The 24476-nt window shown below is 69.2% G+C and carries 22 protein-coding genes and 1 pseudogene; 14 read left to right on the forward strand and 9 right to left on the reverse strand.

From position 1 onward, the window contains the following. Window position 1: 1 nt before the first annotated feature. From ACN6O8_RS10260 to ACN6O8_RS10270, 3 genes are all read right to left on the reverse strand, one after another. Window positions 2-412, reverse strand: a complete 411-nt coding sequence (locus ACN6O8_RS10260; protein ID WP_427990946.1) for a hypothetical protein — start codon at window positions 410-412, stop codon at window positions 2-4. Beyond that, the gene (locus ACN6O8_RS10265; protein ID WP_427990947.1) at window positions 409-960 is read right to left on the reverse strand and encodes a DUF433 domain-containing protein; all 552 of its coding nucleotides are present in this window, start codon (window positions 958-960) and stop codon (window positions 409-411) included. Before ACN6O8_RS10265 ends, ACN6O8_RS10260 begins: the two co-directional genes overlap by 4 nt. A 166-nt stretch (window positions 961-1126) precedes the next feature. After that, window positions 1127-1903, reverse strand: coding sequence for a Crp/Fnr family transcriptional regulator (locus ACN6O8_RS10270; RefSeq protein ID WP_427990948.1), 777 nt, complete (start codon window positions 1901-1903; stop codon window positions 1127-1129). A 180-nt stretch (window positions 1904-2083) separates the two neighbouring features. Between ACN6O8_RS10270 and nirK the strand changes: the two genes are divergently transcribed. The 3 genes from nirK (at window position 2084) to aceE (ending at window position 6416) form a co-directional block, all read left to right on the forward strand. Continuing rightward, window positions 2084-3166 (forward strand): copper-containing nitrite reductase, encoded by a 1083-nt coding sequence (nirK, locus tag ACN6O8_RS10275; protein ID WP_427990949.1) that lies wholly within the window; start codon window positions 2084-2086, stop codon window positions 3164-3166. Between the two features lie 13 nt (window positions 3167-3179). Continuing rightward, a complete protein-coding gene (locus ACN6O8_RS10280; protein ID WP_427990950.1) occupies window positions 3180-3506 on the forward strand; it encodes a c-type cytochrome in 327 nt (108 codons plus the stop codon). Between the two features lie 249 nt (window positions 3507-3755). After that, window positions 3756-6416, forward strand: a complete 2661-nt coding sequence (gene aceE, locus ACN6O8_RS10285) for a pyruvate dehydrogenase (acetyl-transferring), homodimeric type (protein ID WP_427990951.1) — start codon at window positions 3756-3758, stop codon at window positions 6414-6416. A 62-nt stretch (window positions 6417-6478) separates the two neighbouring features. On the opposite strand, the gene ACN6O8_RS10290 is transcribed toward aceE, so the two are convergent. Next, window positions 6479-7102, reverse strand: a complete 624-nt coding sequence (locus ACN6O8_RS10290) for a LysE family translocator (protein WP_427990952.1) — start codon at window positions 7100-7102, stop codon at window positions 6479-6481. A 210-nt stretch (window positions 7103-7312) separates the two neighbouring features. On the opposite strand from ACN6O8_RS10290, the gene gorA reads away from it, so the two are divergent. Both gorA and ACN6O8_RS10300 read left to right on the forward strand, forming a co-directional pair. Then, complete coding sequence (gene gorA, locus ACN6O8_RS10295) at window positions 7313-8671, forward strand: glutathione-disulfide reductase (RefSeq protein ID WP_427990953.1); 1359 nt, start codon at window positions 7313-7315, stop codon at window positions 8669-8671. A gap of 215 nt (window positions 8672-8886) precedes the next feature. Continuing rightward, a complete protein-coding gene (locus tag ACN6O8_RS10300) occupies window positions 8887-9519 on the forward strand; it encodes a LysE family translocator (protein WP_427990954.1) in 633 nt (210 codons plus the stop codon). A 23-nt stretch (window positions 9520-9542) separates the two neighbouring features. Here the strand turns inward: ACN6O8_RS10300 and ACN6O8_RS10305 are convergent, their stop codons facing one another. Then, entirely contained in the window at window positions 9543-11072 is a 1530-nt protein-coding gene (locus ACN6O8_RS10305; protein WP_427990955.1) for a PLP-dependent aminotransferase family protein, read from the reverse strand. Window positions 11073-11192: 120 nt separating this feature from the next. Between ACN6O8_RS10305 and ACN6O8_RS10310 the strand changes: the two genes are divergently transcribed. Both ACN6O8_RS10310 and ACN6O8_RS10315 read left to right on the forward strand, forming a co-directional pair. Next, entirely contained in the window at window positions 11193-11927 is a 735-nt protein-coding gene (locus tag ACN6O8_RS10310) for a GNAT family N-acetyltransferase (RefSeq protein ID WP_427990956.1), read from the forward strand. A gap of 5 nt (window positions 11928-11932) precedes the next feature. Further along, a pseudogene (locus ACN6O8_RS10315) lies at window positions 11933-12763 on the forward strand (DMT family transporter); the annotation flags it as partial. A 56-nt stretch (window positions 12764-12819) separates the two neighbouring features. Here ACN6O8_RS10315 and ACN6O8_RS10320 read toward each other — a convergent pair. Genes ACN6O8_RS10320 through ACN6O8_RS10330 form a run of 3 tightly spaced genes read right to left on the reverse strand, consistent with a single transcriptional unit; the run spans window position 12820 to window position 15393 of the window. Further along, window positions 12820-13710: a DMT family transporter gene (locus ACN6O8_RS10320; protein ID WP_427991144.1), complete on the reverse strand. Its 891-nt coding sequence runs from the start codon at window positions 13708-13710 to the stop codon at window positions 12820-12822. A gap of 59 nt (window positions 13711-13769) precedes the next feature. Next, a complete protein-coding gene (locus tag ACN6O8_RS10325; RefSeq protein WP_427990957.1) occupies window positions 13770-14105 on the reverse strand; it encodes a thioredoxin family protein in 336 nt (111 codons plus the stop codon). Between the two features lie 16 nt (window positions 14106-14121). Beyond that, window positions 14122-15393 (reverse strand): Zn-dependent hydrolase, encoded by a 1272-nt coding sequence (locus ACN6O8_RS10330; RefSeq protein WP_427990958.1) that lies wholly within the window; start codon window positions 15391-15393, stop codon window positions 14122-14124. 296 nt (window positions 15394-15689) lie between these two features. On the opposite strand from ACN6O8_RS10330, the gene ACN6O8_RS10335 reads away from it, so the two are divergent. Both ACN6O8_RS10335 and ACN6O8_RS10340 read left to right on the forward strand, forming a co-directional pair. Further along, a complete protein-coding gene (locus ACN6O8_RS10335) occupies window positions 15690-17546 on the forward strand; it encodes a phosphoenolpyruvate carboxykinase (GTP) (protein ID WP_427990959.1) in 1857 nt (618 codons plus the stop codon). Window positions 17547-17616: 70 nt separating this feature from the next. Beyond that, entirely contained in the window at window positions 17617-18246 is a 630-nt protein-coding gene (locus tag ACN6O8_RS10340; protein WP_427990960.1) for a class I SAM-dependent DNA methyltransferase, read from the forward strand. 42 nt (window positions 18247-18288) lie between these two features. Here the strand turns inward: ACN6O8_RS10340 and ACN6O8_RS10345 are convergent, their stop codons facing one another. Continuing rightward, a complete protein-coding gene (locus ACN6O8_RS10345; RefSeq protein ID WP_427990961.1) occupies window positions 18289-19188 on the reverse strand; it encodes a LysR family transcriptional regulator in 900 nt (299 codons plus the stop codon). A 100-nt stretch (window positions 19189-19288) separates the two neighbouring features. Here ACN6O8_RS10345 and ACN6O8_RS10350 point away from each other — a divergent pair, with 100 nt between their 5' ends. The 5 genes from ACN6O8_RS10350 to ACN6O8_RS10370 all read left to right on the forward strand — a co-directional run bounded on the left by ACN6O8_RS10350 (window position 19289) and on the right by ACN6O8_RS10370 (window position 24469). After that, a complete protein-coding gene (locus tag ACN6O8_RS10350) occupies window positions 19289-20620 on the forward strand; it encodes an arylsulfatase (RefSeq protein ID WP_427990962.1) in 1332 nt (443 codons plus the stop codon). A 43-nt stretch (window positions 20621-20663) separates the two neighbouring features. Then, entirely contained in the window at window positions 20664-21629 is a 966-nt protein-coding gene (locus ACN6O8_RS10355) for a Bug family tripartite tricarboxylate transporter substrate binding protein (RefSeq protein ID WP_427990963.1), read from the forward strand. 245 nt (window positions 21630-21874) lie between these two features. Further along, window positions 21875-22663 carry an SDR family oxidoreductase gene (locus ACN6O8_RS10360; RefSeq protein ID WP_427990964.1) on the forward strand — a complete coding sequence of 263 codons (789 nt, stop codon included), beginning with the start codon at window positions 21875-21877 and terminating at the stop codon, window positions 22661-22663. Window positions 22664-22727: 64 nt separating this feature from the next. After that, a complete protein-coding gene (locus ACN6O8_RS10365; RefSeq protein ID WP_427990965.1) occupies window positions 22728-23969 on the forward strand; it encodes a styrene monooxygenase/indole monooxygenase family protein in 1242 nt (413 codons plus the stop codon). Further along, window positions 23969-24469 carry a flavin reductase family protein gene (locus tag ACN6O8_RS10370; protein ID WP_427990966.1) on the forward strand — a complete coding sequence of 167 codons (501 nt, stop codon included), beginning with the start codon at window positions 23969-23971 and terminating at the stop codon, window positions 24467-24469. The genes ACN6O8_RS10365 and ACN6O8_RS10370 overlap by 1 nt, the downstream gene beginning before the upstream one ends. Window positions 24470-24476 lie beyond the last annotated feature (7 nt).

Genomic DNA, 24476 nt, shown 5'->3' on the forward strand with positions numbered 1-24476 from the left:
CCTACAACTGCCGAAATCGACTCGAAATACGCCACGGTACTTCGAGTGCGGAGGCTTCCACGGCATTCGCCTGGTCGACGATTCTTGGCCACCACAGAATGAATTGAGCCGTCTTTTCCCAATATGGCTTGGAAGCCCAGGATGGCTGAAGCACGAAGACGGAAAGCCCAAACTGGCGAATTGCCCGGCGTTCCGCACCATTCTGCTTGCGAAGCGCATCGCACGAAACGATGCACCAATTCTTTTCTCGACCCAGCCGTTCGAGCCATTCCAGGTCTTTGGCGTTGGCGGGGGATCGGTCGCGCAGTTGAACAACCTTTCCCAGTGCCGCGCTTGTAAATCTACGTAGGCTTGCCGCGGCCACGGTGGCCGCCCAGGCAGGCGGTAGATTGTTATCAAAGAGAAAGTTCAATGAGCCCTTTGCTGCAGGCCGGCTTCGAACTGGACAGCGGAGCGCACAAATCTGTGTGGAACATCATAGATCGCCGACGTAGTCACGATGGCGTCTTCGTTTTCACCTTCCGCAAGGTATGAGGCGTAAAGAACGTCCGTCGGCGTCCCTGTATCTTCGATGATGGGGCTGCCGAATTGTCTGGATGGATCAAGGACAATCCGTTCGCGTTTTGGGGTTGGATACCACTTTGTCGCCTGGGTGCCGTTGTATTCGATACCCGTGTATAGCGATGGCGTGATGATGTCGCGGAAGACGTTTTGACGATTCTTCAAATCGACGAGCGATGCTCCTTCGCTTTCAGCCTCTTTCAGCGCTTCGCCAAAGGTCGTTTTGCCATCGGTTTTGAATTGCAGGTTCGTGAAAGGATATGCGACACCGTAGATGGAACGCGCGCTTTCCAGGCATTTCCGTATGACGATGAGCGGAATTCCATGCCGGATAAAGGCTCGGACGAACCGGACTTCCAGAAGGTCTTGGAAGCCAATGATTCCAGTGCCGTTGTACATGGTGAAAGTGCTGAAAAGGTGAAATCCAGTTTAGCACCGGGCATGCCGGACATGATGGTGCCAATTTTGACACTGGGTCGAGGTTTGCGCGGCTTCTGGAGGCCCCAGTTTTCGTCGCAAAAGTCGATATCAGCGGGCTGAGAAGGGGGGCGAGCAGTGGCAGCAGCTACTGCATTTCAGCGCTCGAATTCGTGGCGATGCCTGGCGGCCCGTCGATACAGGACGCGCAGCCGGCGCAGCCCGCCGCCACCGCATGCGCGCCCACCCGCGCCAGCGCCGCCGGCGAGCGCAGCACGATGCGCTTGCGGCCGCTGTCGACGATGCCGCGCTGTTTCCAGCCGCTGAGCAGGCGGCTGACGGTGTGCAGCGTGGTGCCGGTCATCTCGGCGATGTCCTGGCGCGTGATCGGGAAGGCGATGCCGATGCCGTCGGCGGTGGGTTCGCCGGCGCTGTCCACCAGCCGCAGGAGGGCGCGGGCCACGCGCTGCTCGACCTCGTCGTTGGACAGCTCCTGGATGCGCAGGTGCGCGTCCTGCAGCCGTTGTCCCATGGTCTGCAGGGCCCGCGCCGCCAGTTGCGGATGATGGCCCGTGAATGCCTCCCAGAGCGCGTCGGGCCAGGCCAGGCAGACGCTTTCCTGCACCGCCAGCACCGTGGCCGGATAGCGCGGCTGGCGCATGGCGCAGGCCAGGCCGAACAGGTCGCCCGGATTGACGTAGCGCACCACCACCTGGCCGCCCTCGGGCGTGACCTGCGCCACCTTCAGGCAGCCGCTGAGCAGCACGAAGAAATGCGCGGCGCTGGCGCCCTGGCGGTAGACCACCGCGCCGGCCGCGAGCCGGCAGGGTTGCGCGCCGCGCAGCGCGGATTCCAGTTGCGCGTCCGACAGCGGCTTGAAGAGGTCCAGGTTGCGCAGCAGGGTATGACAAAGGGGCGAGGGCATGACGGCTCCAGGCGGGGGAATACCCGATTGCATGGTGGCATCGCCACCCGGCGCTGGCAATGCGCGCGCCGCGCCGGGCTGGCGCCGAGTTTGCGCTACAGCAAAGAACGGGGCGGACGCGCGTCCTTCAATAGGGCTGCCGATCTACACGGCAGTTGAAAACCCGATAAGGAGCTGGACATGAACGCATTACGGCCCACTTTGCTGGCGGCGGCGCTGGCTTTCACGCTGGCCGCGGGAACCGCCTGGGCGCAGGACGCCGACACGCTGCCCCACGCCAAGGTCACGCTGGTCGCCCCGCCGCAGGTGCATCCGCACGAGCAGGCGACCAAGTCGGGCCCCAAGGTCATCGAGTTCACCATGACCATCGAGGAAAAGAAGATGGTGATCGACGACAAGGGCACGACGCTGCAGGCCATGACGTTCGATGGCTCCATGCCCGGCCCGACGCTGGTGGTGCACGAGGGCGACTATGTCCAACTGACGCTGGTCAACCCGGCCACCAACGCCATGCCGCACAACGTCGATTTCCACGCGGCCACCGGCGCGCTGGGCGGCGCCAAGCTCACCAACGTCAATCCGGGCGAGCAGGCCACGCTGCGTTTCAAGGCCGACCGCAGCGGCACCTTCGTCTACCACTGCGCGCCGGAAGGCATGGTGCCGTGGCACGTGGTGTCGGGCATGAGCGGCGTGCTCATGGTGCTGCCGCGCGATGGCCTGAAGGACCCGCAGGGCAAGCCGCTGCGCTATGACCGCGCCTACACCATTGGCGAGTTCGACCTGTACATCCCCAAGGGCCCGGACGGCAAGTACAAGGACTACGCCACGCTGGCCGAAAGCTATGGCGACACGGTGCAGGTGATGCGCACGCTGACGCCGTCGCACATCGTCTTTAACGGCAAGGTCGGCGCGCTGACCGGCGCCAACGCGCTTACCGCCAAGGTCGGCGAGACCGTGCTGCTGATTCACTCGCAGGCCAATCGCGACACCCGTCCGCACCTGATCGGCGGCCACGGCGACTGGGTCTGGGAGACCGGCAAGTTCGCCAACCCGCCGCAGCGCGACCTGGAGACCTGGTTCATTCGTGGCGGGTCGGCCGGCGCCGCGCTCTACACCTTCAAGCAACCCGGCGTGTATGCGTACCTGAACCACAATCTGATCGAGGCGTTCGAGCTGGGCGCGGCGGGCCACATCAAGGTCGAGGGCAAGTGGAACGATGACCTGATGAAGCAGATCAAGGCGCCCGCGCCGATTGCGCGCTGAGCGGGAGCCCACCATGTCTCTCGCAATCAGAATCGCGCTGGCGGCGGGCCTGGCCCTGGGCGGGCTCGGCAGCGCCGCGGCGGACTCGCCGGCGCAGCTCGACCCGGCCGGCGAAAAGCTGTATCGCTCGGCCTGTGTGGTGTGCCACGCCAGCGGCGTGGCCAACGCGCCCAAGCTCGGCGACAAGCAGGCCTGGACGCCCTTCTTGGCGCAGGGCGCCGATGCGCTGCTGGCCACCGTGCTCAAGGGCAAGGGCGCGATGCCGCCGCGCGGCGGTACCGCCGCCGACGAGGCCACGCTGCGCGCCGCCGTGGCCTACATGATGGCCGCCGCGCGCTGAGGCGCCACCCCGGGGCAGGCCCGGCGATCGGGCCGTGTTCCGGCTTTCCTGTTGTCGTCAATCTTTCCCCGGCCCGCCCCTCCCGGTTCGCCCCGGCATGCCTCGTCATCGCCCGTATGGTTGCACTTGCAATTATTAAAAAGCCACCATACGATTGCAATTGCACATTATGCAAATGCAATTCACTATGTGAAACGGCGCCGCGCTTGCCCGCGCGGACGCCGCTTGCGCACCACGAGGAGGATGCCCATGGAACCCGAGATCGACGGTGTCGACATCGACCCCGAAGAAACCCGCGAGTGGCTGGACGCGATGCAGGCGGTGCTGGCGCACGAAGGCCTGCCGCGCACGCACTATCTGCTGGATCAACTGATCGCCCAGGATCGCGCCCGCGATGGCGGCTATGCCGTCACGGGCGTGACGCCCTACGTCAACACCATCGGTCTGGCGTCACAGCCGCCGTTTCCCGGCGACCTCGCGCTCGAAGCGCGGCTGGACGCCTATCTGCGCTGGAACGCCATGGCCATGGTGCTGCGCGCCGGCAAGCAGTCGGGCGTGGGCGGCCACATCGCCACCTACGCCTCGGCCACGACCCTGTACGAAACCGGCTACCGCCATTTCTTCCGCGCCGCCACGCCGGACTTCCTGGGCGACATGCTCTACATCCAGGGCCATTCGGCGCCCGGCATCTACGCCCGCGCCTATCTGGAAGGGCGGCTGTCCGAAGCGGAGCTGGACCGCTTCCGCCGCGAGATCGGCGGCGGCGGGCTGGCGTCGTATCCGCATCCGCGCACCATGCCCGGGTTCTGGCAGTTCCCGACCGTGTCGATGGGCCTGGGGCCGCTGATGGCGGCGTACCAGGCGCGCTACATGCGCTACCTGGAAGACCGCGGCCTGATCGCGGCGCAGGATCGGCGCGTCTGGGGCTTTCTGGGCGACGGCGAGCAGGACCAGCCCGAGACGCTGGCGGCGGTCGCCATGGCCGGCCGCGAAAAGCTCGACAACCTGATCTTCGTGGTCAATTGCAACCTGCAGCGCCTGGACGGCCCGGTGCGCGGCAACGCCAAGATCATCCAGGAACTGGAAAGCGTCTATCGAGGCGCCGGCTGGAACGTCATCAAGGTGATCTGGGGCGGCGGCTGGGACGCGCTGCTGGCGCAGGATCACGACGGCCGCCTACGGCGCCGCATGATGCAATGCGTGGATGGGGAATACCAGGTGTTCAAGGCGCGCGGCGGCGCCTATGTGCGCGAACATTTCTTCGGCGCCGACCCGGTGCTGCGGGAGCGCGTGGCGCACCTGAGCGACGACGAGATCGGCGCACTCAACCGCGGCGGCCACGATCCGGTCAAGATGCACGCGGCCTACGCCGCGGCGCTGGCGCATCGCGGCCAGCCCACGGTGATTCTGGCCAAGACGGTCAAGGGCTACGGCATGGGCGCGGCCGGCGAGGCCGCCAACACCAACCACCAGCAGAAGAAGATGGCCGATCCGGCGGTGCGCGCGTTCCGCGACCGCTTCGGCATCCCGGTGCCGGACGAGCGCCTGGAGGAGATCCCGTACATCAAGCCGGAACCTGGCACGCCCGAACAGGCTTACCTGGCAGCGGCCACCCGCCGGGCCGGCGGCCACCTGCCGCTGCGCCCGGCGGGCCCCGGCCCGCAGGCCACGCCGGACCTGGCCGCCTTCGCCGCGCACCTGAAGGGCAGCGCTGGCCGCGAGTTCTCCACCACCATGGCGTTCGTGCGCATCCTGGCGCAACTGCTCAAGGACCCGCAAATCGGCGCGCGCGTGGTGCCCATCGTGCCGGATGAATCGCGCACCTTCGGCATGGACGGCATGTTCCGCCAGGTCGGCATCTATTCGCACGTGGGGCAGCTATATACGCCGCAGGACGCCGACCAGCTCAGCGTCTACCGCGAGGACCGGCGCGGGCAGATCCTGCAGGAAGGCATCAACGAATCGGGCGCGATGGCCTCATGGATCGCCGCCGCCACTGCCTACAGCACCCATGGGGTGGCCACGATCCCGTTCTACATCTTCTATTCGATGTTCGGCTTCCAGCGCGTCGGCGACCTGGCCTGGGCGGCGGGCGACATCCGCGCGCGCGGCTTCCTGCTGGGCGCGACCTCGGGCCGCACCACGCTGGAGGGCGAGGGCCTGCAGCACGACGACGGCCACAGCCACGTGCTGGCCTCGGTGATCCCGTCCTGCATCGCCTACGACCCGGCCTACGCCTATGAGATCGCCGTGATCGTGCAGGATGGCCTGCGCCGCATGTACCAGGACGAGGAAGACATCTTCTACTACCTGACGCTGATCAACGAGAAAACCGCGCATCCGCCGATGCCGGAAGGCGCCGCGGCCGGCATCCTGAAAGGCATGTACCGCCTGCGCGCGGGCGGCGCGGGGGCCGTGCGCGCGCAGCTACTGGGCAGCGGCGCCATCCTGGGCGAAACGCTGGCCGCCGCCGACCTGCTGCAACAGGACTTCGGCGTGACGGCCGACGTCTGGAGCGTCACCAGCTATTCGGAACTGCGGCGCGACGGGCAGGAGACCGAGCGCTGGAACCGCCTGCATCCGCTGGATGCGGCGCGGCGCGGGTTCGTCGAAGACAGCCTGGCCGGCACCGCCGGCCCGGTGGTGGCGGCCACCGATTACATGAAGACGGTGGCCGAGCAGATCCGCCCGTTCGTGGGCCGCCGCTACGTGACGCTGGGCACCGACGGCTTCGGCCGTTCGGACACGCGCCAGGCGCTGCGGGCGTTTTTCGAGGTGGACCGGCACCACATCGTGCTGGCCACGCTTAAGGCGCTGGCGGACGACGGGGCACTGCCGGCGGCGCGGGCGGCCGAGGCGATCCGGCGCTACGGGCTGGACCCGGATGCCTTGTCGGCGGCCCTGCCGTAAGGGGGCCGGCAGGCGGCGCTCCCGTGTCGGCGCCAGGCCCCGGGCCGGCGCCGCGCCGGGGGTCAGGCGCGGCGCGCCAGCAGCGCCCAGATGCCGGCGGCCGACAGCAGCGTGCCGCCGCCCAGGTTGAAGCCGCGCTGGGCGCGCGGCGAGGCCAGCAGGCGGCGCGCCGAGCCGGCGAACAGCGCATAGGCGGCGGCGTTGATGCCCGCGCAGGTCACGAAGGTGGCCGACAGCGTCCACAACTGGCGTGTCACGTCGCCGGCCGGGTCGATGAACTGCGGCAGGAAGGCGACGAAGAAGATGATGCCCTTGGGGTTGAGCGCCGTCACCAGATAGGTGTTGGCGAACAGCTTCCAGCGCGATCCGGCCGCGCCGGCCTGGGGCAGGGCGGCGGGCGACACGCCGGCGCGCAGCAGCTTGAAGCCCAGGTACAGCAGGTACAGGCCGCCGATGGTCTTGACCACCGTGAACCAGAACGCCGAGGCCGCCAGCAGCGCGCCCAGGCCCAGCAGCGACAGCGCCAGGGCGGTGGAATCGCCCAGCGCCACCGCCAGCACCAGCGGCAGGCGCGCGCGCTTGCCGTGGGTGAGGGAATAACTGATGACGGTCAGAATGGTGGGGCCGGGCAGCATCAGCAGCAGGGCGGACGCGCCGACGAAAGCCAGCCAGGTTTCGAGCGACATGGATCGGACTCCGTGAAAGGCGGGCGGCCAGTGCGCCCCAGGCCATCACTGTAGCCCAAGGCGGCGCGTCCAGGGTGTGTGCCGGCGGCCCGGGGGGCGGCGCGCCCTGGCGCGTGAGGGGCAAGCAGGCGGCCGCGGGCGCGCTGGTGCAAAATAGCGCTTCTCCCGACAGTGAACGCGTCCCGGCAGCGGGACGGCGAAGGAAACACCATGGCATTCGATTTCGACCTGTTTGTGATCGGCGCGGGCTCCGGCGGCGTGCGCGCGGCCCGTTTCGCGGCCGGCTTCGGCGCCCGTGTGGCGGTGGCCGAAAGCCGCTACCTCGGCGGCACCTGCGTCAACGTGGGCTGCGTGCCCAAGAAGCTGCTGGTCTACGGCGCCCACTACAGTGAAGACTTCGAGCAGGCCCACGGTTTTGGCTGGAGCATGGGCCAGCCCAGCTTCGACTGGCCCACGCTGATCGCCAACAAGAACCGCGAGATCGAGCGCCTCAACGGCATTTACCGCAATTTGCTGGTCAATAGCGGCGTGACGCTGCTGCAAGCCCATGCCCGCATCAAGGACCCGCACACCGTCGAGGTCGACGGCAAGACCTACAGCGCCGCCCATATCCTGGTGGCCACGGGCGGCTGGCCGCAGGTGCCGGAGATCCCGGGCAAGGAACACGCCATCACCTCGAACGAGGCCTTCTTCCTGAAGGCGCTGCCGCGCCGCGTGCTGGTGGTGGGCGGCGGCTACATCGCGGTCGAGTTTGCCTCCATCTTCAACGGCATGGGCGCCCAGACCACCCAGGTCTACCGCGGCCCGCTGTTCCTGCGCGGCTTCGATCAGGCGGTGCGCGAGCACCTGCGCGACGAGCTGGTCAAGAAGGGCATCGACCTGAAGTTCGACGCCGACGTGGCGCGCATCGACAAGCGCGCCGACGGTACCCTGGCCGCCACGCTCAAGGACGGCAGCGTGATCGAGACGGATTGCGTGTTCTACGCCACCGGCCGCCGCCCGATGCTGGACAACCTGGGCCTGGAGAACACCGGCGTCAAGCTCGACGCCAAGGGCTTCATCGCGGTCGACGACGAGTACCGCACCAGCGAGCCGTCGATCCTGGCGATCGGCGATGTCATCGGCCGTGTGCCGCTGACGCCGGTGGCGCTGGCCGAGGGCATGGCGGTGGCGCGGCGCCTGTTCCGTCCCGAGGAATACCGCAAGGTCGATTACAAGCTGATCCCGACCGCCGTGTTCAGCCTGCCCAACATCGGCACCGTCGGCATGACCACCGACGAGGCGCGCGCCGCCGGTCACACGGTCAAGCTGTTCGAAAGCCGCTTCCGCCCCATGAAGCTGACGCTGACCGAGTCGCAGGAAAAGACCTTGATGAAGCTGATCGTCGACGCCGACACCGACAAGGTGCTGGGCGTGCACATGGTCGGCCCCGAGGCCGGCGAGATCTTGCAGGGCATCGCCATCGCGCTCAAGGCCGGGGCCACCAAGCGCGTGTTCGACGACACCATCGGCATCCATCCGACCGCGGCCGAAGAGTTCGTGACGCTGCGCACGCCGGTCGCGGGCTGAAGCCGGGGCCGACGCGCCGTGAGCCGAGGCGATCAGGGCGCCGGCAGCCGTTCGATCACGGCGCGCGCGGCTGCCGGCGCGCGTTCCTTGGCGCCGTCGATGGAAAGCGCGCGGACATTGCGCCGCCGCGGCGAAAAACTCCGCTGTACCGATACAGATTTCGGGTAACGTGCCCCGTCATCCCTCAACGATCGACCGGCGCGTGCCGACGCATCATGCCTGATCTCACCCATCTCCTGACGTTCGCCCTGGTCGCGCTGGGCATGGTGCTCACGCCGGGGCCCAACATGATCTATCTGGTGTCCCGCTCGATCTCGCAAGGCCCGAAGGCCGGCCTGATTTCGCTGGCCGGCGTGGCGGTGGGGTTCATCTTGTACGTGCTGTGCGCGGCCTTCGGCCTGACGGTGTTGCTGATGTCGGTGCCCTATGCCTACGATGCGCTGCGCTTTGGCGGCGCGCTCTACCTGCTGTACCTGGCCTGGCAGGCGGTGCGTCCCGGCGGCCGTTCGCCGTTCCAGGTGCGGGAACTGCCGGCCAGCAGCCCGCGCACGCTGTTCACGATGGGTCTACTGACCAACCTGCTCAATCCCAAGATCGCCGTGCTGTACGTGTCGCTGCTGCCGCAGTTCATCCAGCCCGAGCATGGCAGCGTGTTCACGCAGTCGATCGCGCTGGGGCTGACGCAGGTCACCATCAGCCTGTCGGTCAATGCCGTCATCGCCATCATGGCGGGGTCGATCGCTGGCTTGCTGGCCAGCCGGCCGCTGTGGATCGCGCTGCAGCGCTGGCTGATGGGCACGGTGCTGGCCGGCCTGGCGCTGCGCATGGTGCTGGAGTCGCGCCGCTGAGGCCGGGCCGCGCGCGCCGCGGCTCAGGGCCGCGCCGCCGCCGCCAGCTTGCCCAATTGCCGCACCAGCGCCGGAAAGCGGTCGGCGCTGGTGTTGCCGTAGCCGATCACCAGGCCGTTGTCCTGCGGTTGCGGCGCGATGGCGAAGGTTGACAGCGCGTTGGGGTTCATCCCCAGCCTGCGCGCCTGCTCGACGATGGCGCGGTCGGGCACGTCGGGCGGCAGGCGCACCGTCAGGTGCAGGCCACTGTGGCCGCCCAGCACGTCATGGTCGATGCCCAGGTGCCGCGCCAGCGCCTCGCGCAGCGCCGCCTGGCGGTCGCGGTACAGCCGCCGCATGCGGCCCAGGTGGCGCGAGAACTGGCCGTTGTCGATGAAGGCGGCCATGGTCAGTTGTTCCAGCCGGTGCCCGCCGCGCAGCATTTCCGTGATCGACGGCATGGCCGATGCGGCGATTGCCTCTGGCAGCACCAGGAAGCCCAGCCGCAGCGCGGGGAACATGGTCTTGCTGAAGGTGCCCACGTACAGCACCGGGGCATCCGGCAGCAGGCCCTGCATGGCGGCTATCGGTTCGCCCTGGTGGCGGAATTCGCTGTCGTAGTCGTCCTCGATGATCCAGGCGCCGGCGCGGCGGGCCCGTTCCAGCAGATCGAGCCGGCGCGCCAGCGACAGCACCGCGCCGGTCGGGTATTGGTGCGTCGGCGTGGTCTGGATCAGGCGCGGCGGTCGGGCGCGCCAGTCGTCCTCGCGGATGACGAGGCCGTCGGCGTCGACCCGCATCGCCACCACGTTCAGGTCGCCCGCGTGGAAGGCCGACTTGGCGCCCCGGTAGCCGGGCTCCTCCAGCCAGGCGGTGTCGCCCGGGTTGGTCAGCAGTTGCACGCACAGCGCCAAGGCGCCCTGCGCGCCTTCGGTGATGACGATGCGCGAGGCGTCGCAGTTGACCCCGCGCGACACCCGCAGGTATTGGGCGATGGCTTCGCGCAGGGCCGGCTCGCCCACGGGCGGGCCGTAGCCCAGGGTGGCGGCGGGGGCGGCCTGCAACGCCCGGTCCTGGGCGCGGCGCCAGGCATTGATGGGGAACTGGGTCAGCGCGGGCGTGCCGGGCGTGAGCGGCAGCGAGCCGTCGTTGGGCGCGCGCGTCGCCACGATGCGCGCCAGCCGCGCGGCGGTGCGCAAGGCCGGCGCAGCCGCGGCGCCGGCCAGATCGGCGGCTTGCCGCGCGGCCTGTTTCGCGGCGCTGGCGGCGGCGGCCGACAGCGGCGCCACGCGGGTGCCCTGGCGGTCGGCGATGACATAGCCTTCGGCGGTCAGTTGTTCGTAGGCGATCAGCACCGTGTTGCGCGAGATCGCCAGTTCGTCGGCCAACACGCGCGAGGCCGGCAGTTTGCCGCCGGCTGGCAACTGGCCCGCCAGGATCGCCTGTTTGAGCCGCTGGATCAGTTGGCGCTGGCGCGGCAGGGCGCCCGGCCCGCGCGCCAGGGGGCTGGAGAGCAGGGCGACGGGATCGGTCATGGCTCTATTAAATTCAGGGGTCGTGGTGCTTTTTATCATGCCACGGTTTGGCTATCGTGGCACCATGCCAGGGACGGTCGCAACCAGAAACCCTGGCGCGCGCGCCGCTGGCGGCGGCGCTTTCCCCCTTGCTTCCCAACCTGGATGAGGCCTTGCAGCATGCAACCCCGCGTCAACGCATTCGACCAACCTATCGGCCCCGATCTGCCCGGCTGGACGCCGCGCCCGCGCCCGCCGCTGACGCCCGCGCCGGGCCGCTATTGCCGCCTGGAGCCGCTGTCGGCCGAGCGCCACGCGGCAGACCTGTATGCCGCCTTCAGTCAGGCGCCGGACGGCCGCGACTGGACTTACATGAGCGTCGGCCCGTTCGCCGACGCCGCCGCCTACCGCCAGTTTGCCGAGCAGGCGCAGGCCCACGCCGCCAGCGACCCCATGCACCACGCCGTCATCGACCTGGCCAGCGGCCGCGCGATCGGCTCGTTGTCGCTGATGCGCATCGACCCGGCCAATGGCGTCATCGAGGTCGGCTTCGTCGCGTTCTCGCCGCTGCTCAAGCGCACCCGCGTCGCCACCGAGGCACAGTTCCTGCTGATGCGCCGCGCCTTCGACGAGCTGGGCTACCGCCGCTACGAATGGAAGTGCGACAGCCTGAACGCGCCGTCGCGCGCCGCCGCCGCGCGCCTCGGTTTCGCGTTCGAGGGCATCTTCCGCCAGGCCACGGTCTACAAGGGCCGCAGCCGCGACACCGCCTGGTTCTCGATCATCGACCGCGAATGGCCGGCGCTGCGCGCCGCCTACGAACGCTGGCTCGACCCCGCCAATTTCGACGCCGAAGGCAACCAGCGCCAGGGCCTGGCGGCGCTGATCGCCCAGGCAAAAGCCGCGTGCGCCTGATCCCGGTGGCCCTGGCGCTGTTCTGGGGCCTGAACTGGCCGGCGGTCAAGATCGTGCTGTCGATCTGCCCGCCGTTCACGCTGCGCCTGCTGGGGCTGGGCAGCGGCGCCGTGCTGCTGCTGGCGTTGGCGCGCCTCAAGGGGCTGGCGCCGCTGCCGCCGCGCGCCTCGTGGCCGGGCATTGTCGTGGGCGGCATCCTGGCGGTGGCGGTGTTCAACCTGGCGGTGGCCTGGGCCCAGCTCAGCACCAGCACCTCGCGCGCCGCGGTGCTGACCTTCACCATGCCGATGATGTCGGCGCTGCTGGCCTGGGCCGTGCTGGGCGAGCGGCTGGACCGCCGCCGCGGCCTGGCGCTGCTGTTGGGCGGGCTGGGCGTGGCGGTGCTGGCCTGGCCGGTGCTGCGCGCCATCTTCGCCGACCATGATCTGGCCGCCGCGCGCGGCCTGGTGTTTCCGCTCACCGCCGCCTTCGGCTGGGCCGCCGGCACGGTCTACCTGAAGCGCTGGCCGGTGGCGGGCCACCGCATCGTCGTGACGGCCTGGCAACTGGCGGTGGGCGCGGCCTGCGCGCTGGCGGGCGTGCTGCTGACGGGCGAGACCTTTCCGGTGCGGGGCTGGAGCCCGCGAGTGGCGGCGGCGCTGGCGTTCCACATCGTGCTGGGCACGGCGGTGGCGTACTGGCTGTGGTTTGTGCTGAGCGAACGGGTCAGCGCCACGGTGGCGGCCTTGACCACGCTGATGGTGCCGGTGGTGGGCGTGCTGGGCGCGATGGCGCTGGTGGGCGATCGCCCCGGCGCGGCCGACTGGTGGGGGTTTGGCCTGGTGCTGGCGGGCGCGGCGCTGATCGTCTTGAACCTGGGTGGCGCGCGCCGGGGGGGCGGCGCCGGGCAGGGTCAGGCGCGCGGCCCGCGCCGCAGCTTCTCGCGCAGCAGGCCGGCGCCGCTGACCAGCGAAATGCCGGCCAGCACCATCAGCGCGCCCGCCACGAAAGCGCCGTCCAGCGGCTCGTCCAGGATCAGCACGCCGAACGACACGCCGAACAGCGGCGTCATGAACGACAGGATCGACAGGCGCGAGGCCAGGTAGCGCCGCAGCAGCCAGAACCAGGCCAGGTAGCTCGACAGCGCCACCACCACCGCCTGAAACCCGACGCTCAGCAGGGCCGACGGGGTGTAGCGGATGCCGGCGTTGCCGGTGGCGGCCGCATAGAGCAGCAGCACCAGCGCGGCGATCGCCATTTGATAGAACAGGGTCTTGGACGGGGCCGCTTCCGACAGCGACGTGCGGCGGATGGCCACAGTGGTGGCGCCCCACAGCAGCCCGCCCAGCAGGCCGAGCGCATCGCCCAGCAGCATGTTGCCGGCGGCGCTGGCCGCCGGCTGCTGGCCATTGCCCAGGAAGGCCAGCGCGATGCCGCCGAACGCCACCGCCACGCCCAGCCATTGCAGCGGCGCCATGCGTTCCTCGGGCACGCGCCAGTGCAGCCCCAGCGCGGTGAAGATCGGCGCCGTGTACAGGAACACCGACATGTGCGAGGCGGTGGTGTAGACCAGCCCCTGCGCGATCGCCAGGAACTCGACGCCGAACAGCAGGCCCACCAGCACGCCGGCGCCGAGCGTGCCGTCGCGCAGCGCGCGCGCCCCTTCGCCGCGCCACACCACCGCGCCCAGCACCAGCGCGGCGAAGGCCGAGCGCAGGCCGACCTGCATGATGGGCGAGATGTCGGCGGCCACCAGCTTGATGGCGATCTGCTGGAAGCCCCAGCACACGCACAGCAGCAGCATCACGCCGGTGGCCAGCGCGTCCAGCGGGCGGCGGCTGGGGGCCGGGGCCGCGACGGCGCTCACGGCAGTTCGGCCGGATAGCTGTCCAGCGCCAGCCCGATCTGCTGGCGCAGGTCCCATTCGGCCAGGCTGGCTTGCACCGGGCCGAAGAAGGCGCCGTCGCGGGTCACGAACATGGCCGGCAGGTGGAAGACTTCGTAGCGTTCGACCAGGCCGCCGTTCTCGCCGGCGTCGACCCAGCACACCCGTTCCACCGGCAGCTCCAGCTTGGGCAACTGTTCGCGCGCGATGCGGCAGGTGCCGCAGGTGCGGCTGTGAAAGACCAGCAGCGTCAGCCCGGGGGCGTCCAGCAGGTAGCGGTCGGCGGTGCTGTCGTTCAGTTCTATCTGTTCCATGGCGGTGGCGGGTGGGTTATCGGGACAGCACGCGATCGAGCTCCAGCACCGTCTGGTACAGCACGCGGGTGCCGTCCAGCAGTTGCGCCGGCTCGATCCATTCCTCGGGGCAGTGGCTGCGCCCGTTCAGGCAGGGGATGAAGATCATGCCGATGGGGCCGGTGGGCGCCATGTAGACGGCGTCGTGGCCAGCGCCGCTGGGCAGGCGCAGGGTGGGGTAGCCGAGCTGGTCGGCGGCGGCCTGCACCGCGTCCATCACCCGCGGCGTGCAGTCGGTGGGCCGGGCCCGGCTCAGTTGCACGAAGCCGGCGGTCAGGCGCAGCGCCTTCAGGTCGGCGGCCACGCCGGCCATCAGCGTTTCGGGGAAGGCGTCCAGTACCGCGTCGCTGTCGCTGCGTATCTCCAGCGTCAGCTCGACGCGGCCGGGCACGGCGTTGGCGGCGTTGGGCGTCATGGCGAGCTTGCCGACGGTGGCCACCACGTAATGCGGATGGCCGCTGGCGGCGCTGGCCTGGCGGCTGGCGGCGTCGATGAGGCGAGCCGCGCCCACCAGGGCGTCGCGGCGGATGTCCATGGGCGTGGTGCCGGCGTGGTCGGGCTGGCCCTCGACCGTGATCAGCACGCGGCGGATGCCGACGATGTTGGTGACCACGCCGATGGGCAACTGGCGGCTTTCCAGCACGGGGCCTTGTTCGATGTGCAGTTCGACGAAGGCGGCGGTGCCGTCCGGTCCGCGCAGCGGCGCGGCCAGGGCGTTGGGATCGCCGCCGATGCGGGCGATGCCTTGCGCCAGCGTTTCGCCGTCGGCGTTGCGCGCGGCCAGCATGTCGGCTGTCAATTGGCCGCTCAGGGCGCGGCTGCCGACGCAGGAGATGCCGTAGTCGCTGGGTTCTTCCGATAGGAAGTCGATCACCTCGAACGGGTGCTCCAGTTCGATGCCGTGCTCTTGCATCGCGTGCGCGACCTCGATGCCGGCCAGCACGCCGATGATGCCGTCGAAGCGCCCGCCGCTCATGACGGTGTCGCAGTGCGAGCCGGTGGCGATGGGTTTGTGCGCGGCGTTACGGCCGGCGCGCGTGCCGATGAGGTTGCCGCCGGCGTCCAGGCGGGTGGCCAGGCCGGCGGCCTCGAACTGGCCGCGCAGCCACGCGCGTGCTTCCAGGAACAGCGGCGAAAACGCGCGCCGGGTCCAGGGCTGGTCGGGCAGGGTGTAGCGCGACAGGGTTTCGATGCGCGCCCAGAGGCGCTCGGCGTTCAAGGGGGGGAATGCGGGCGGGGCGGGGGACATGGCGGTTCCTGGAAATGCATCGGCGATTATGGCATGGGGGCACGCGCGCCCGCGGCCAGCAGGTGGCGCCGGCGCGCCCGCACCGGGCAGTGCAGCGCCGGCCGCCGCATCGGGCCGGGGCCGATCGAGGACTGCCCGCCGGGCCGCGAAACCCGGTGACAAACCCAGTGACAAACTCGTCCGTTTGGTCGGGTTGACGGCCTGCCCGGCGCTGCAAGTATGATGGCGCAAACATGTATACGGCCCCAGTCAAACGGGGCCGTATCGCCATCAGCCTTAGTATGGAGATAACCCTGATGAATAAGCCCTTGGACGGGGGCCTGGCGGCCTTGAACGTACCGGCGTACGTCAAGCACCGCGGCCTGATCGACTGGGTCGCCAGCGTGGTGGCGCTGGCCAAGCCGGACCGCGTCGAGTGGTGCGATGGTTCGCAGCAGGAATACGACCGCCTGTGCGAACAGATGGTGCAGGCCGGCACCCTGCGCCGGCTCAACCCGGCCAAGCGGCCCAATTCGTTCCTGGCCTGTTCCGATCCGTCGGACGTGGCGCGCGTCGAAGACCGCACCTTCATCTGCTCCGACCGTCCCGAGGACGCCGGCCCCACCAACAACTGGGCCGACCCGGCCGGGATGCGCGCCACGCTCAACGGCCTGTTCGACGGCGCCATGCGCGGCCGCACGCTGTACGTGGTGCCGTTCTCGATGGGCCCGCTGGGCTCGGACATCGCCCACATCGGCGTCGAGCTGACCGACAGTCCCTACGTCGTGGTCAACATGCGCATCATGACGCGCATGGGCAAGCAGGTCTACGACGTGCTCGGCGCCGACGGCGACTTCGTGCCCTGCGTGCATTCGGTCGGCAAGCCGCTGGCCGCCGGCCAGGCCGACGTGGCCTGGCCCTGCAACGCCACCAAATACATCGTTCACTTCCCCAAGAGCCGCGAGATCTGGAGCTTCGGCTCGGGCTACGGTGGCAACGCGCTGCTGGGCAAGAAGTGCTTCGCGCTGCGCATCGCCTCCACCATGGGCCGCGACCAGGGCTGGCTGGCCGAACACATGCTGATCCTGGGCGTGACCTCGCCCAGGGGCCGCAAGTACCACGTTGCCGCCGCCTTCCCGTCGGCCTGCGGCAAGACCAACTTCGCCATGCTGATCCCGCCGCAGGGCATGGACGGCTGGAAGGTCACCACCATCGGCGACGACATCGCCTGGATCAAGCCGGGCGCCGATGGCCGCCTGCACGCCATCAACCCCGAGGCCGGCTATTTCGGCGTGGCCCCGGGCACCAGCGAGCAGACCAACTTCAACGCCATGGCCACGCTCAAGGCCAACGTCATCTTCACCAACGTCGCCCTGACCGACGACGGCGACGTCTGGTGGGAAGGCATGACCGACACGCCGCCCGCGCACCTGATCGACTGGCAGGGCCAGGACTGGACCCCGGCCATCGCCCGCGAAACCGGCCGCAAGGCCGCCCATCCCAACGCGCGCTTCACCGCGCCGGCGGCGCAGTGCCCGTCGATCGACCCCGAATGGGAAAACCCGCAGGGCGTGGTGATCGATGCCTTCATCTTCGGCGGCCGCCGTTCCACCACCGTGCCGCTGGTGACCGAGGCGCGCAACTGGGTCGAGGGCGTCTACATGGCGGCTACCATGGGCTCGGAAACCACGGCCGCGGCCGTTGGCCAGCAGGGCGTGGTGCGGCGCGATCCGTTCGCCATGCTGCCGTTCTGCGGCTACAACATGAGCGACTACTTCACCCACTGGCTCAAGCTGGGCAAGCAGCTCGAGGCCGCCGGCGCCACGCTGCCGCGCATCTACTGCGTCAACTGGTTCCGCAAGGGCCCGGACGGCAAGTTCGTCTGGCCCGGTTTCGGCGAGAACATGCGCGTGCTGCGCTGGATGCTGGGCCGCATCGACGGCCAGGCCGGCGGCGTCGACCAGGTGTTCGGCATCTCGCCCAGCTACCAGGACATCGACTGGACCGGCCTGGAGTTCAGCCCCGACAAGTTCGAACAGGTCATGTCGGTGGACGACGGCGCTTGGCGCGACGAACTGGCGCTGCACGACGAACTGTTCGGCCAGTTGGCCCAGGGCCTGCCCGAAGACCTGCCGGCCACCAAGACCAGGATCGAAGGCCGCCTGGCCGCCTGAGGCCCGCCGCGTTCGCTTCCCGACCCGCGCATGGCGACGTGCGCGGGTTTTTTTACGGCACAATCCCTTCATGAAACTCGACGCCGAAGACCTCGCCAAGATCACCGCGCTGACGCTGGCCCACTACGAAGAAAGCGCCCAGTCCTTCGAGGCCGGCACCCGCGATCACGACGTCAGCCAGAACATCGCCGCGCTGCTGCGCCACATCGAGGGCGAGCCGCCCTGCGACATCCTCGACCTCGGCTGCGGCCCCGGCCGCGACCTCAAGACGTTTACCGCCCTCGGCCACCGCGCGGTCGGCCTGGACGGCACCCCCAGCTTCGTCGCCATGGCCCGCGCCGCCAGCGGCTGCGAGGTCTGGCACCAGGACTTCCTGCGCCTGCAATTGCCCGCCGCCCGCTTCGACGGCATCTTCGCCAACGCCGTCCTGTTCCACGTTCCGACCCAGGAACTGCCCCGCGTGCTGCGCGACCTGCGCGGCACGCTCAGGCCGCGCGGCATTCTCTTCAGCTCCAACCCGCGCGGCGGCAACCAGGAAGGCTGGAACCGCGGCCGCTACGGCGCCTACCACGACCTGGACGGCTGGCGCGCCCTGCTGCAAGCGGCCGGCTTCGAGGAACGGGAGCACTACTACCGCCCCGACGGCCTGCCGCGCGAGCAACAGCCGTGGCTGGCCAGCGTGTGGCGGCGGCTGGACTGAGGGCGCGGCCGCCAAGAGCGCGCGGTGCAGTGGCGGGGGCCGCTAGCCCGGGTTCGCCCGCGCCAGGATGGCGGCGCGAAACTCCGACATCAAGGGCGACCACGTGGTCGCATTGCGGGAAATGAGCGCGATGCGGCGTTGCAGCGGCTTGCCGAACGCCACCGGCAGCGCGACCAGGCCCGGTTCCGTGTCCAGTGCGCTTTGGGGCATGAGGGCCAGCAGGTCGGAGTGGGCCAGCAGAGCCAGTGTTTCCTTGGAAAAGTGTTCGATCTCCAGCGCGGCGCGCAGCAAGCCCAGGCCGGCCTCGGCATAGCGCGCGTCCAGCGCCTTGCGGGCAATCGCACCCGGCTTGGGCAGTATCCAGCGCAGATCCCGCAGATCGGCCAGGGCCAGCTTGCGGCGCGCGGCCAGCGGATGGTTGCGGCTCGCGGCCACGCACAGCAGATCTTCCTGTATCGGCTCCTGCCGCAGCACCGCGGGCACGGTGTCGTACAGCGGCGCCACGGCCAGGTCCAGCCTGCCGCCGGCCACCTGCTCGTTCAGGTCGTCCGACAGCCCCTGCGTCAGTTGAATCCGCAACGCCGGCCGGCGTGGCAGCAGTCGCTTCAGCACGGGCATCACGATGCTGTCGACGGTGGCGCCGGTGACGCCGATCCGCAACAGGCCGGCTTGCCCCAGGCGCAGTTCCATGGCGTGCCGGACCGCGTCGCGGTATTCCGCCCAGAGTTGCCTGGCGTGTTCCAGAAAGACCAACCCGGCCGAGGTCAGGCGCAAGCCGCGCCCGCTGCGGTCCAGCAGCGCCAGGCCCGTGTCCGCCTCGAGCCGCTGCAGGGACTTCGATAGCGCCGGCTGGCTGATGTCGCAGGCGGCCGCGGCCCGTTCCAGATTGCCGTACTCGATGGCGGCCAGAAAATATTCGATGTCGCGCAACGATAAATTCATGAATATTTCTTATATGAAAAAGTACTGATGGGAATATTACCGCGCCGCCCCGGCTCCTAGAATGCCTGGCAGATACCGAGAACCAACAGAGGCGAAGCGCATGGGAAACAAGCCCAATATCGTATTGATCGTGGCCGACAACCTGGGATGGGGCGAGTTGGGCTGCTACGGCGGCGGCGCCCTGCGCGGCGCGCCTACGCCGCACATCGACACGCTGGCCGCGCAAGGGCTGCTGCTGCAGAATTTCAATGTGGAAAGCGATTGCGTGCCGACGCGCTCGGCGCTGATGAGCGGTCGCCATCCCATCCGTACCGGCTGTCTGCAATCCGTGCCGCCGGGCCTGCCACAGGGCCTGTCGCGCGACGAAATCACCCTGGCCCAGCAGTTGTCGGGACAGGGCTACGCCACCGCTCACTTCGGCAAATGGCACTTGGGCGATATCCCCGGCCGCTATCCGTCCGACCGGGGCTTCGATGAGTGGTATGGCATTCCGCGCACCACCGACGAAAGCCAGTTCACCTCGTCCATCGGCTTCGATCCCGCGGTTGCCGACATCCCGCACATCATGCAGGGACAGGCCGGCTCGCCGTCGGAAAACGTCAAGGTCTACGACCTGGATACGCGACGCGGCATCGACGCGGAACTGGTCGACCGGTCGATCGGCTTCATGCGCCGCCATGCCGGCGCCGGGCGCCCCTTCTTCCTGTATCTGCCGCTGGTGCATCTGCATTTTCCCACCTTGCCGCATCCGGATTTCGCCGGGCGCACTGGCGCCGGCGATTTCGCTGACGCCATGGTCGAGATGGATCACCGTGTCGGCCAGATCATGCAGGCCGTGGACGAGCTGAAACTGCGCGACGACACCGTGTTCATCTTCTGCAGCGACAATGGCCCGGAATTCCGCAAACCCTACCGAGGCACTGCCGGCCCCTGGACCGGCACCTACCACACGGCCATGGAGGGCAGCCTGCGCGTGCCCTTCATCATCCGCTGGCCCGGCAAGGTCGAGCCCGGCCGGGTGTCCAACGAGATCGTGCATGTCACCGACCTGTTCACCACCTTGTCGCGCATCGGCGGCGCGTCGATTCCGCGGGACCGGCCCATCGACGGCATCGACCAGACCGCCTTTTTCACAGGCGCAAGCCCCGCCTCGTTGCGCGAGGGCTTCCTGTTCTACATCAAGCAGGAGCTGCGCGCCGTCAAATGGCGCGACTGGAAGCTGCACTTCTATTGGGAACCCGAGGTCAACGAAGGCAAGGGCAAGCTGGAGTCGCCCTACCTGTTCAACCTGAAGCAGGACCCCAAGGAGGAAAGCGACATCCTGATCTTCAATACCTGGGTGCTCGGCCCCATTCTGAAGATGGTGCAGGCGTTCAACCAATCCTGCGCCGCGCATCCGAATACGCCACCGGGCAAGCAGGACGCCGACTGAAACGGCGCCAGGCCCGATAAAAACAATCAAGGGGAAAAAGAACATGAAACTCGCCATCCGTTGTTGCGCCCTGGCGCTGGCCATCGCGCTGACCCCCGCCGCCGACGCGGCGGATCCCAAACTGGAGTGGCCCGGCAAGCAGATCACCTGGGTGGTCGGCTTCGTGCCGGGCGGAACCGCCGACGTGCTGACCCGCATCGCCGCGCAGGAGCTGGCCCGCCGCGCCGGCCTGAACGTCATCGTCGAAAACCGTCCCGGCGCGGCCGGCGCCATCGCATTGCAACTGGTGGCGCGCAGCAAGGCCAGCGACGGCTATCTGCTGACGGTGCCAGGCCCGTTGATCTATCCCACGCCCCAGCCCGAAGTCGGCCGCGAATTGGCGCCCGTGATCCTGATGGCCGAAGGCCCCATGGTGATCGTCGGCCCGGCCCGCGACGCCAAGGCGTCGTTGCAGGAGGTGCTGGCAGACGCCCGCAAGCGGCCCGAGGCGTGGAGCTACGGCAGTTCGGGCAACGGCACCTCGCAGAACCTGGCGGGCGAGCTGCTCAACCAGTACGCTGGCACCCATATCGTGCACGTGCCGTACAAGGGCGGCGGGCAGGCCGTGGCCGATGTGGCCGGCGGCCAGATTCCCCTGGCCATCCTGGGCTCGGCGCCCGTCATGCCGCAGATCAAGGCCGGCACGCTCAAGGCCTACGCCGTCACCACGCCATACCGGCTGGACAGCCTGCCGGACGTGCCCACGGTGGCGCAAGCGGGCGTCCCGGGCTACGCCGCCACCCAGTGGTTTTCGGTTGCGGCCAGCAAGGAGATCCCGGCCGCGCAACTCGACCAGGTCAACGCGCTGCTGCGCGAGGTGATCGCCACGCCGGAATTCAAGGCCACCCTGGACAGCGCCGGCATGATCGGGGGCGGCGGCACGCGCGAGGAGCTGAGCGCTTTCATCAAGGCCGACAGCGCCAAATGGCGCAAGCTGATCGACAGCGGCGCGGTCAAGCTGGCCAATTGAGCGCGGCGCAACGCCCGGGCGGCGGCGCGCGCCGCGCATCGCTCTGGCGGCCAACCCTGGCCAGGCAAAGCCAATGCGAAAAACGGCTAGTTGACGCGCCCGGTGGCCAGGCGCCGTAGATCTGTCTCAACATCCCGCGCAATACCGGCACTTCGCGGATAGCCGCCGCCAGATCCGGCTACCGCCCGCCGGCCGCGCTGGCCCAACATCGGCCTCATGTTCCCCGCAACTGAACGAGGCACCGCATGAAGGGACTCTCCGATAAAACAGCCATCGTCACCGGCGGCGCCACGCTGATCGGCGCCGGCGTCGTAGCCGCATTGCGCGCCCACGGCGTGCGCGTCGCCATCTTCGACATCGACGCGGACGGCGCCGCCCGCGTCGCCGCCTCCGATCCCGGCGGCATCCGCGCCTGGCCGCTCGATATCACCGACGATGCCCAATTGGCCCGCGCCGTGGCCGGCGTCGCCGCCCACTTCGGCCGCATCGACTACCTTGTCAACCTGGCCGCCACCTACCTGGACGACGGTGCCGCATCCGGCCGCGCCGACTGGCTGCGCGCCTTGGATGTCAACGTGGTCAGCGCCGTCATGGCCGCCCGCGCCGTGCACCCGCACCTGGTCGCCGTCGGCGGCGGCGCCATTGTCAACTTCACCAGCATCTCGTCGCGCGTGGCGCAGACCGGCCGCTGGCTCTATCCGGTTTCCAAAGCCGCCTTGCTGCAAGTCACCCGCAGCCTGGCGCTGGACTACGCCGGCGACCGCATCCGCGTCAATTCCGTGTCGCCCGGCTGGACCTGGTCGCGCGTCATGGACGAACTGAGCCACGGCGATCGCGCCAAGACCGACCGCGTCGCCGCCGATTTCCATCTGTTGGGCCGCGCCGGCGATCCGGCCGAAGTGGCCGAGGTGGTCGCGTTCCTGCTGTCGGACCACGCCAGCTTTGTCACCGGCGCCGACTATGCCGTGGACGGCGGTTATTCCGCCATGGGCCCCGAACAGGCCCGCCCCGCCATCCCGCGCCTGGCCGAATAAGGCTTTACCCCGCACCGGTCCGCCGCCCATCCGGCGGGCCCGCACACCAAACAGGAGATCCCTCATGCGTCGAATCGCGATCGTCGGAGGCGGGCAGGCCGGCCTGCCGTTGGCCCTGGGCCTGCTGGACAAGGGCTATGAAGTGACCGTGGTTACCAACCGCGAGCCGGACGACATCCGCCGTGGCAAGGTCATGTCCAGCCAGTGCATGTTCGATGCCTCGCTGCAGGTCGAGCGCGACCTGGGCCTGAATCAATGGCAGGCCGACTGTCCGTCGGTCGAAGGCATCGGCCTGGCCGTGCCGCATCCCGAACGCCCCGGCCACAAGCTGATCGACTGGGCCGCGCGCCTGGACCAGCCGGCGCAGGCGGTGGACCAGCGCATCAAGATGCCGGCCTGGATGGAATTGTTCGCGGCCCGCGGCGGCCGGCTGCTGATCCAGGACGGCGGCGTGGCCGAACTGGAGTTGCTGGCGGCCTCGCATGACCTGGTGCTGCTGGCCGCCGGCAAGGGCGACGTGGTCAAGCTGTTCGAACGCGACGCGGCGCGCTCGCGCTTTGACCGGCCGCAGCGCGCGCTGGCGCTGACTTACGTGCACGGCATGCGGCCGGCGCCGGTGTTCTCGCGGGTCGCCTTCAACCTGATTCCCGGCGTCGGCGAGTACTTCGTGTTCCCCGCGCTCACCGCCAGCGGCCCCTGCGAAATCATGGTGTTCGAAGGCGTGCCGGGCGGGCCGATGGACGGCTGGCGCGACATCAAGACGCCGCGGGATCACCTGGCCAAGAGCCTGGACCTCCTGCGCGCCTTCCTGCCCTGGGAGGCCGAGCGCTGCGCGGCGGTCGAGCTGACCGACGCCAACGGCATCCTGGCCGGCAGCTTCGCGCCCACGGTGCGCAAGCCGGTCATGACGCTGCCCTCGGGCCGTCGGGTGCTGGGCCTGGGCGATGCCGTGGTCACCAACGACCCCATCACCGGCCAGGGTTCCAACAACGCCGCCAAGGCCTGCGCCGTCTACCTGGACGCGATCCTGGCGCGCGGCGACCAGCCCTTTACGGCCGACTGGATGCAGCAGACCTTCGAACGCTTCTGGACGTACGCCAGCGCCGTGGTCGACTGGACCAACTCGATGCTGCTGCCGCCGCCGCCACACCTGCTGCACCTGTTGCAGGCCGCCGGCGACGCGCCGGCGCTGGCTAGCGCCATCGCCAACGGCTTCAACCACCCACCCAGCTTCTTCCCGTGGTGGACCGACGCGGCCGCGTGCGAGGCCTTCATCGCCGAAAAATCCACCCGGGTGGCGGCGTGATGGCGGCCTTGGAGTGGGGCAGCACCGACCTGCACCCCAAGATCCTGCGTGGCGTGCTGGGCAGCTACCCGACGGGCGTGGCCATCGTGGCCACGCGCTGCCCGGACGGCCGCAAGGTCGGCCTGACCATCAACTCCTTCGCCTCGCTGTCGCTCGATCCGCCGCTGGTGCTGTGGAGCCTGGTGAACCGCTCGCCCAACCTGGCGGTGTTCCGCGATTGCCGCCACTTCACCATCAGCGTGCTGGCCTGCGGGCAGGAGGCGCTGGCGCGGCGCTTCGCCGACCCGGCCGTGCCCGACAAGTTCGCGGGCGCCGAGCTGCATGAGGTACCCGAGGGCGTGCCCGCCATTGCTGGCGCCGTGGCCACGCTGGTCTGCGCCAACGACCAGCAGCGCCCGGCCGGCGACCACCTGCTGCTGTTCGGCCGGGTGCTGCGGGTGGCCAGCGTGGCGGCCACGCCGCTGGTGTTTCATGCGGGGCGCTTCACCGCGCTGACATAGCGCCGCG

The sequence above is a fragment of the Achromobacter sp. genome (assembly GCF_050285565.1).
Taxonomy (GTDB): domain Bacteria; phylum Pseudomonadota; class Gammaproteobacteria; order Burkholderiales; family Burkholderiaceae_B; genus Achromobacter.

Bases quoted from the DNA above. Each gene is read 5' to 3' on its own strand.
- ACN6O8_RS10265 (WP_427990947.1), bottom strand. From the start codon at position 960: ATGTACAACGGCACTGGAATCATTGGCTTCCAAGACCTTCTGGAAGTC.
- ACN6O8_RS10270 (WP_427990948.1), bottom strand. From the start codon at position 1,903: ATGCCCTCGCCCCTTTGTCATACCCTGCTGCGCAACCTGGACCTCTTC.
- nirK (WP_427990949.1), top strand. From the start codon at position 2,084: ATGAACGCATTACGGCCCACTTTGCTGGCGGCGGCGCTGGCTTTCACG.
- ACN6O8_RS10280 (WP_427990950.1), top strand. From the start codon at position 3,180: ATGTCTCTCGCAATCAGAATCGCGCTGGCGGCGGGCCTGGCCCTGGGC.
- aceE (WP_427990951.1), top strand. From the start codon at position 3,756: ATGGAACCCGAGATCGACGGTGTCGACATCGACCCCGAAGAAACCCGC.
- ACN6O8_RS10290 (WP_427990952.1), bottom strand. From the start codon at position 7,102: ATGTCGCTCGAAACCTGGCTGGCTTTCGTCGGCGCGTCCGCCCTGCTG.
- gorA (WP_427990953.1), top strand. From the start codon at position 7,313: ATGGCATTCGATTTCGACCTGTTTGTGATCGGCGCGGGCTCCGGCGGC.
- ACN6O8_RS10300 (WP_427990954.1), top strand. From the start codon at position 8,887: ATGCCTGATCTCACCCATCTCCTGACGTTCGCCCTGGTCGCGCTGGGC.
- ACN6O8_RS10305 (WP_427990955.1), bottom strand. From the start codon at position 11,072: ATGATAAAAAGCACCACGACCCCTGAATTTAATAGAGCCATGACCGAT.
- ACN6O8_RS10310 (WP_427990956.1), top strand. From the start codon at position 11,193: ATGCAACCCCGCGTCAACGCATTCGACCAACCTATCGGCCCCGATCTG.
- ACN6O8_RS10320 (WP_427991144.1), bottom strand. From the start codon at position 13,710: ATGCTGCTGCTGTGCGTGTGCTGGGGCTTCCAGCAGATCGCCATCAAG.
- ACN6O8_RS10325 (WP_427990957.1), bottom strand. From the start codon at position 14,105: ATGGAACAGATAGAACTGAACGACAGCACCGCCGACCGCTACCTGCTG.
- ACN6O8_RS10330 (WP_427990958.1), bottom strand. From the start codon at position 15,393: ATGTCCCCCGCCCCGCCCGCATTCCCCCCCTTGAACGCCGAGCGCCTC.
- ACN6O8_RS10335 (WP_427990959.1), top strand. From the start codon at position 15,690: ATGAATAAGCCCTTGGACGGGGGCCTGGCGGCCTTGAACGTACCGGCG.
- ACN6O8_RS10340 (WP_427990960.1), top strand. From the start codon at position 17,617: ATGAAACTCGACGCCGAAGACCTCGCCAAGATCACCGCGCTGACGCTG.
- ACN6O8_RS10345 (WP_427990961.1), bottom strand. From the start codon at position 19,188: ATGAATTTATCGTTGCGCGACATCGAATATTTTCTGGCCGCCATCGAG.
- ACN6O8_RS10350 (WP_427990962.1), top strand. From the start codon at position 19,289: ATGGGAAACAAGCCCAATATCGTATTGATCGTGGCCGACAACCTGGGA.
- ACN6O8_RS10355 (WP_427990963.1), top strand. From the start codon at position 20,664: ATGAAACTCGCCATCCGTTGTTGCGCCCTGGCGCTGGCCATCGCGCTG.
- ACN6O8_RS10360 (WP_427990964.1), top strand. From the start codon at position 21,875: ATGAAGGGACTCTCCGATAAAACAGCCATCGTCACCGGCGGCGCCACG.
- ACN6O8_RS10365 (WP_427990965.1), top strand. From the start codon at position 22,728: ATGCGTCGAATCGCGATCGTCGGAGGCGGGCAGGCCGGCCTGCCGTTG.
- ACN6O8_RS10370 (WP_427990966.1), top strand. From the start codon at position 23,969: ATGGCGGCCTTGGAGTGGGGCAGCACCGACCTGCACCCCAAGATCCTG.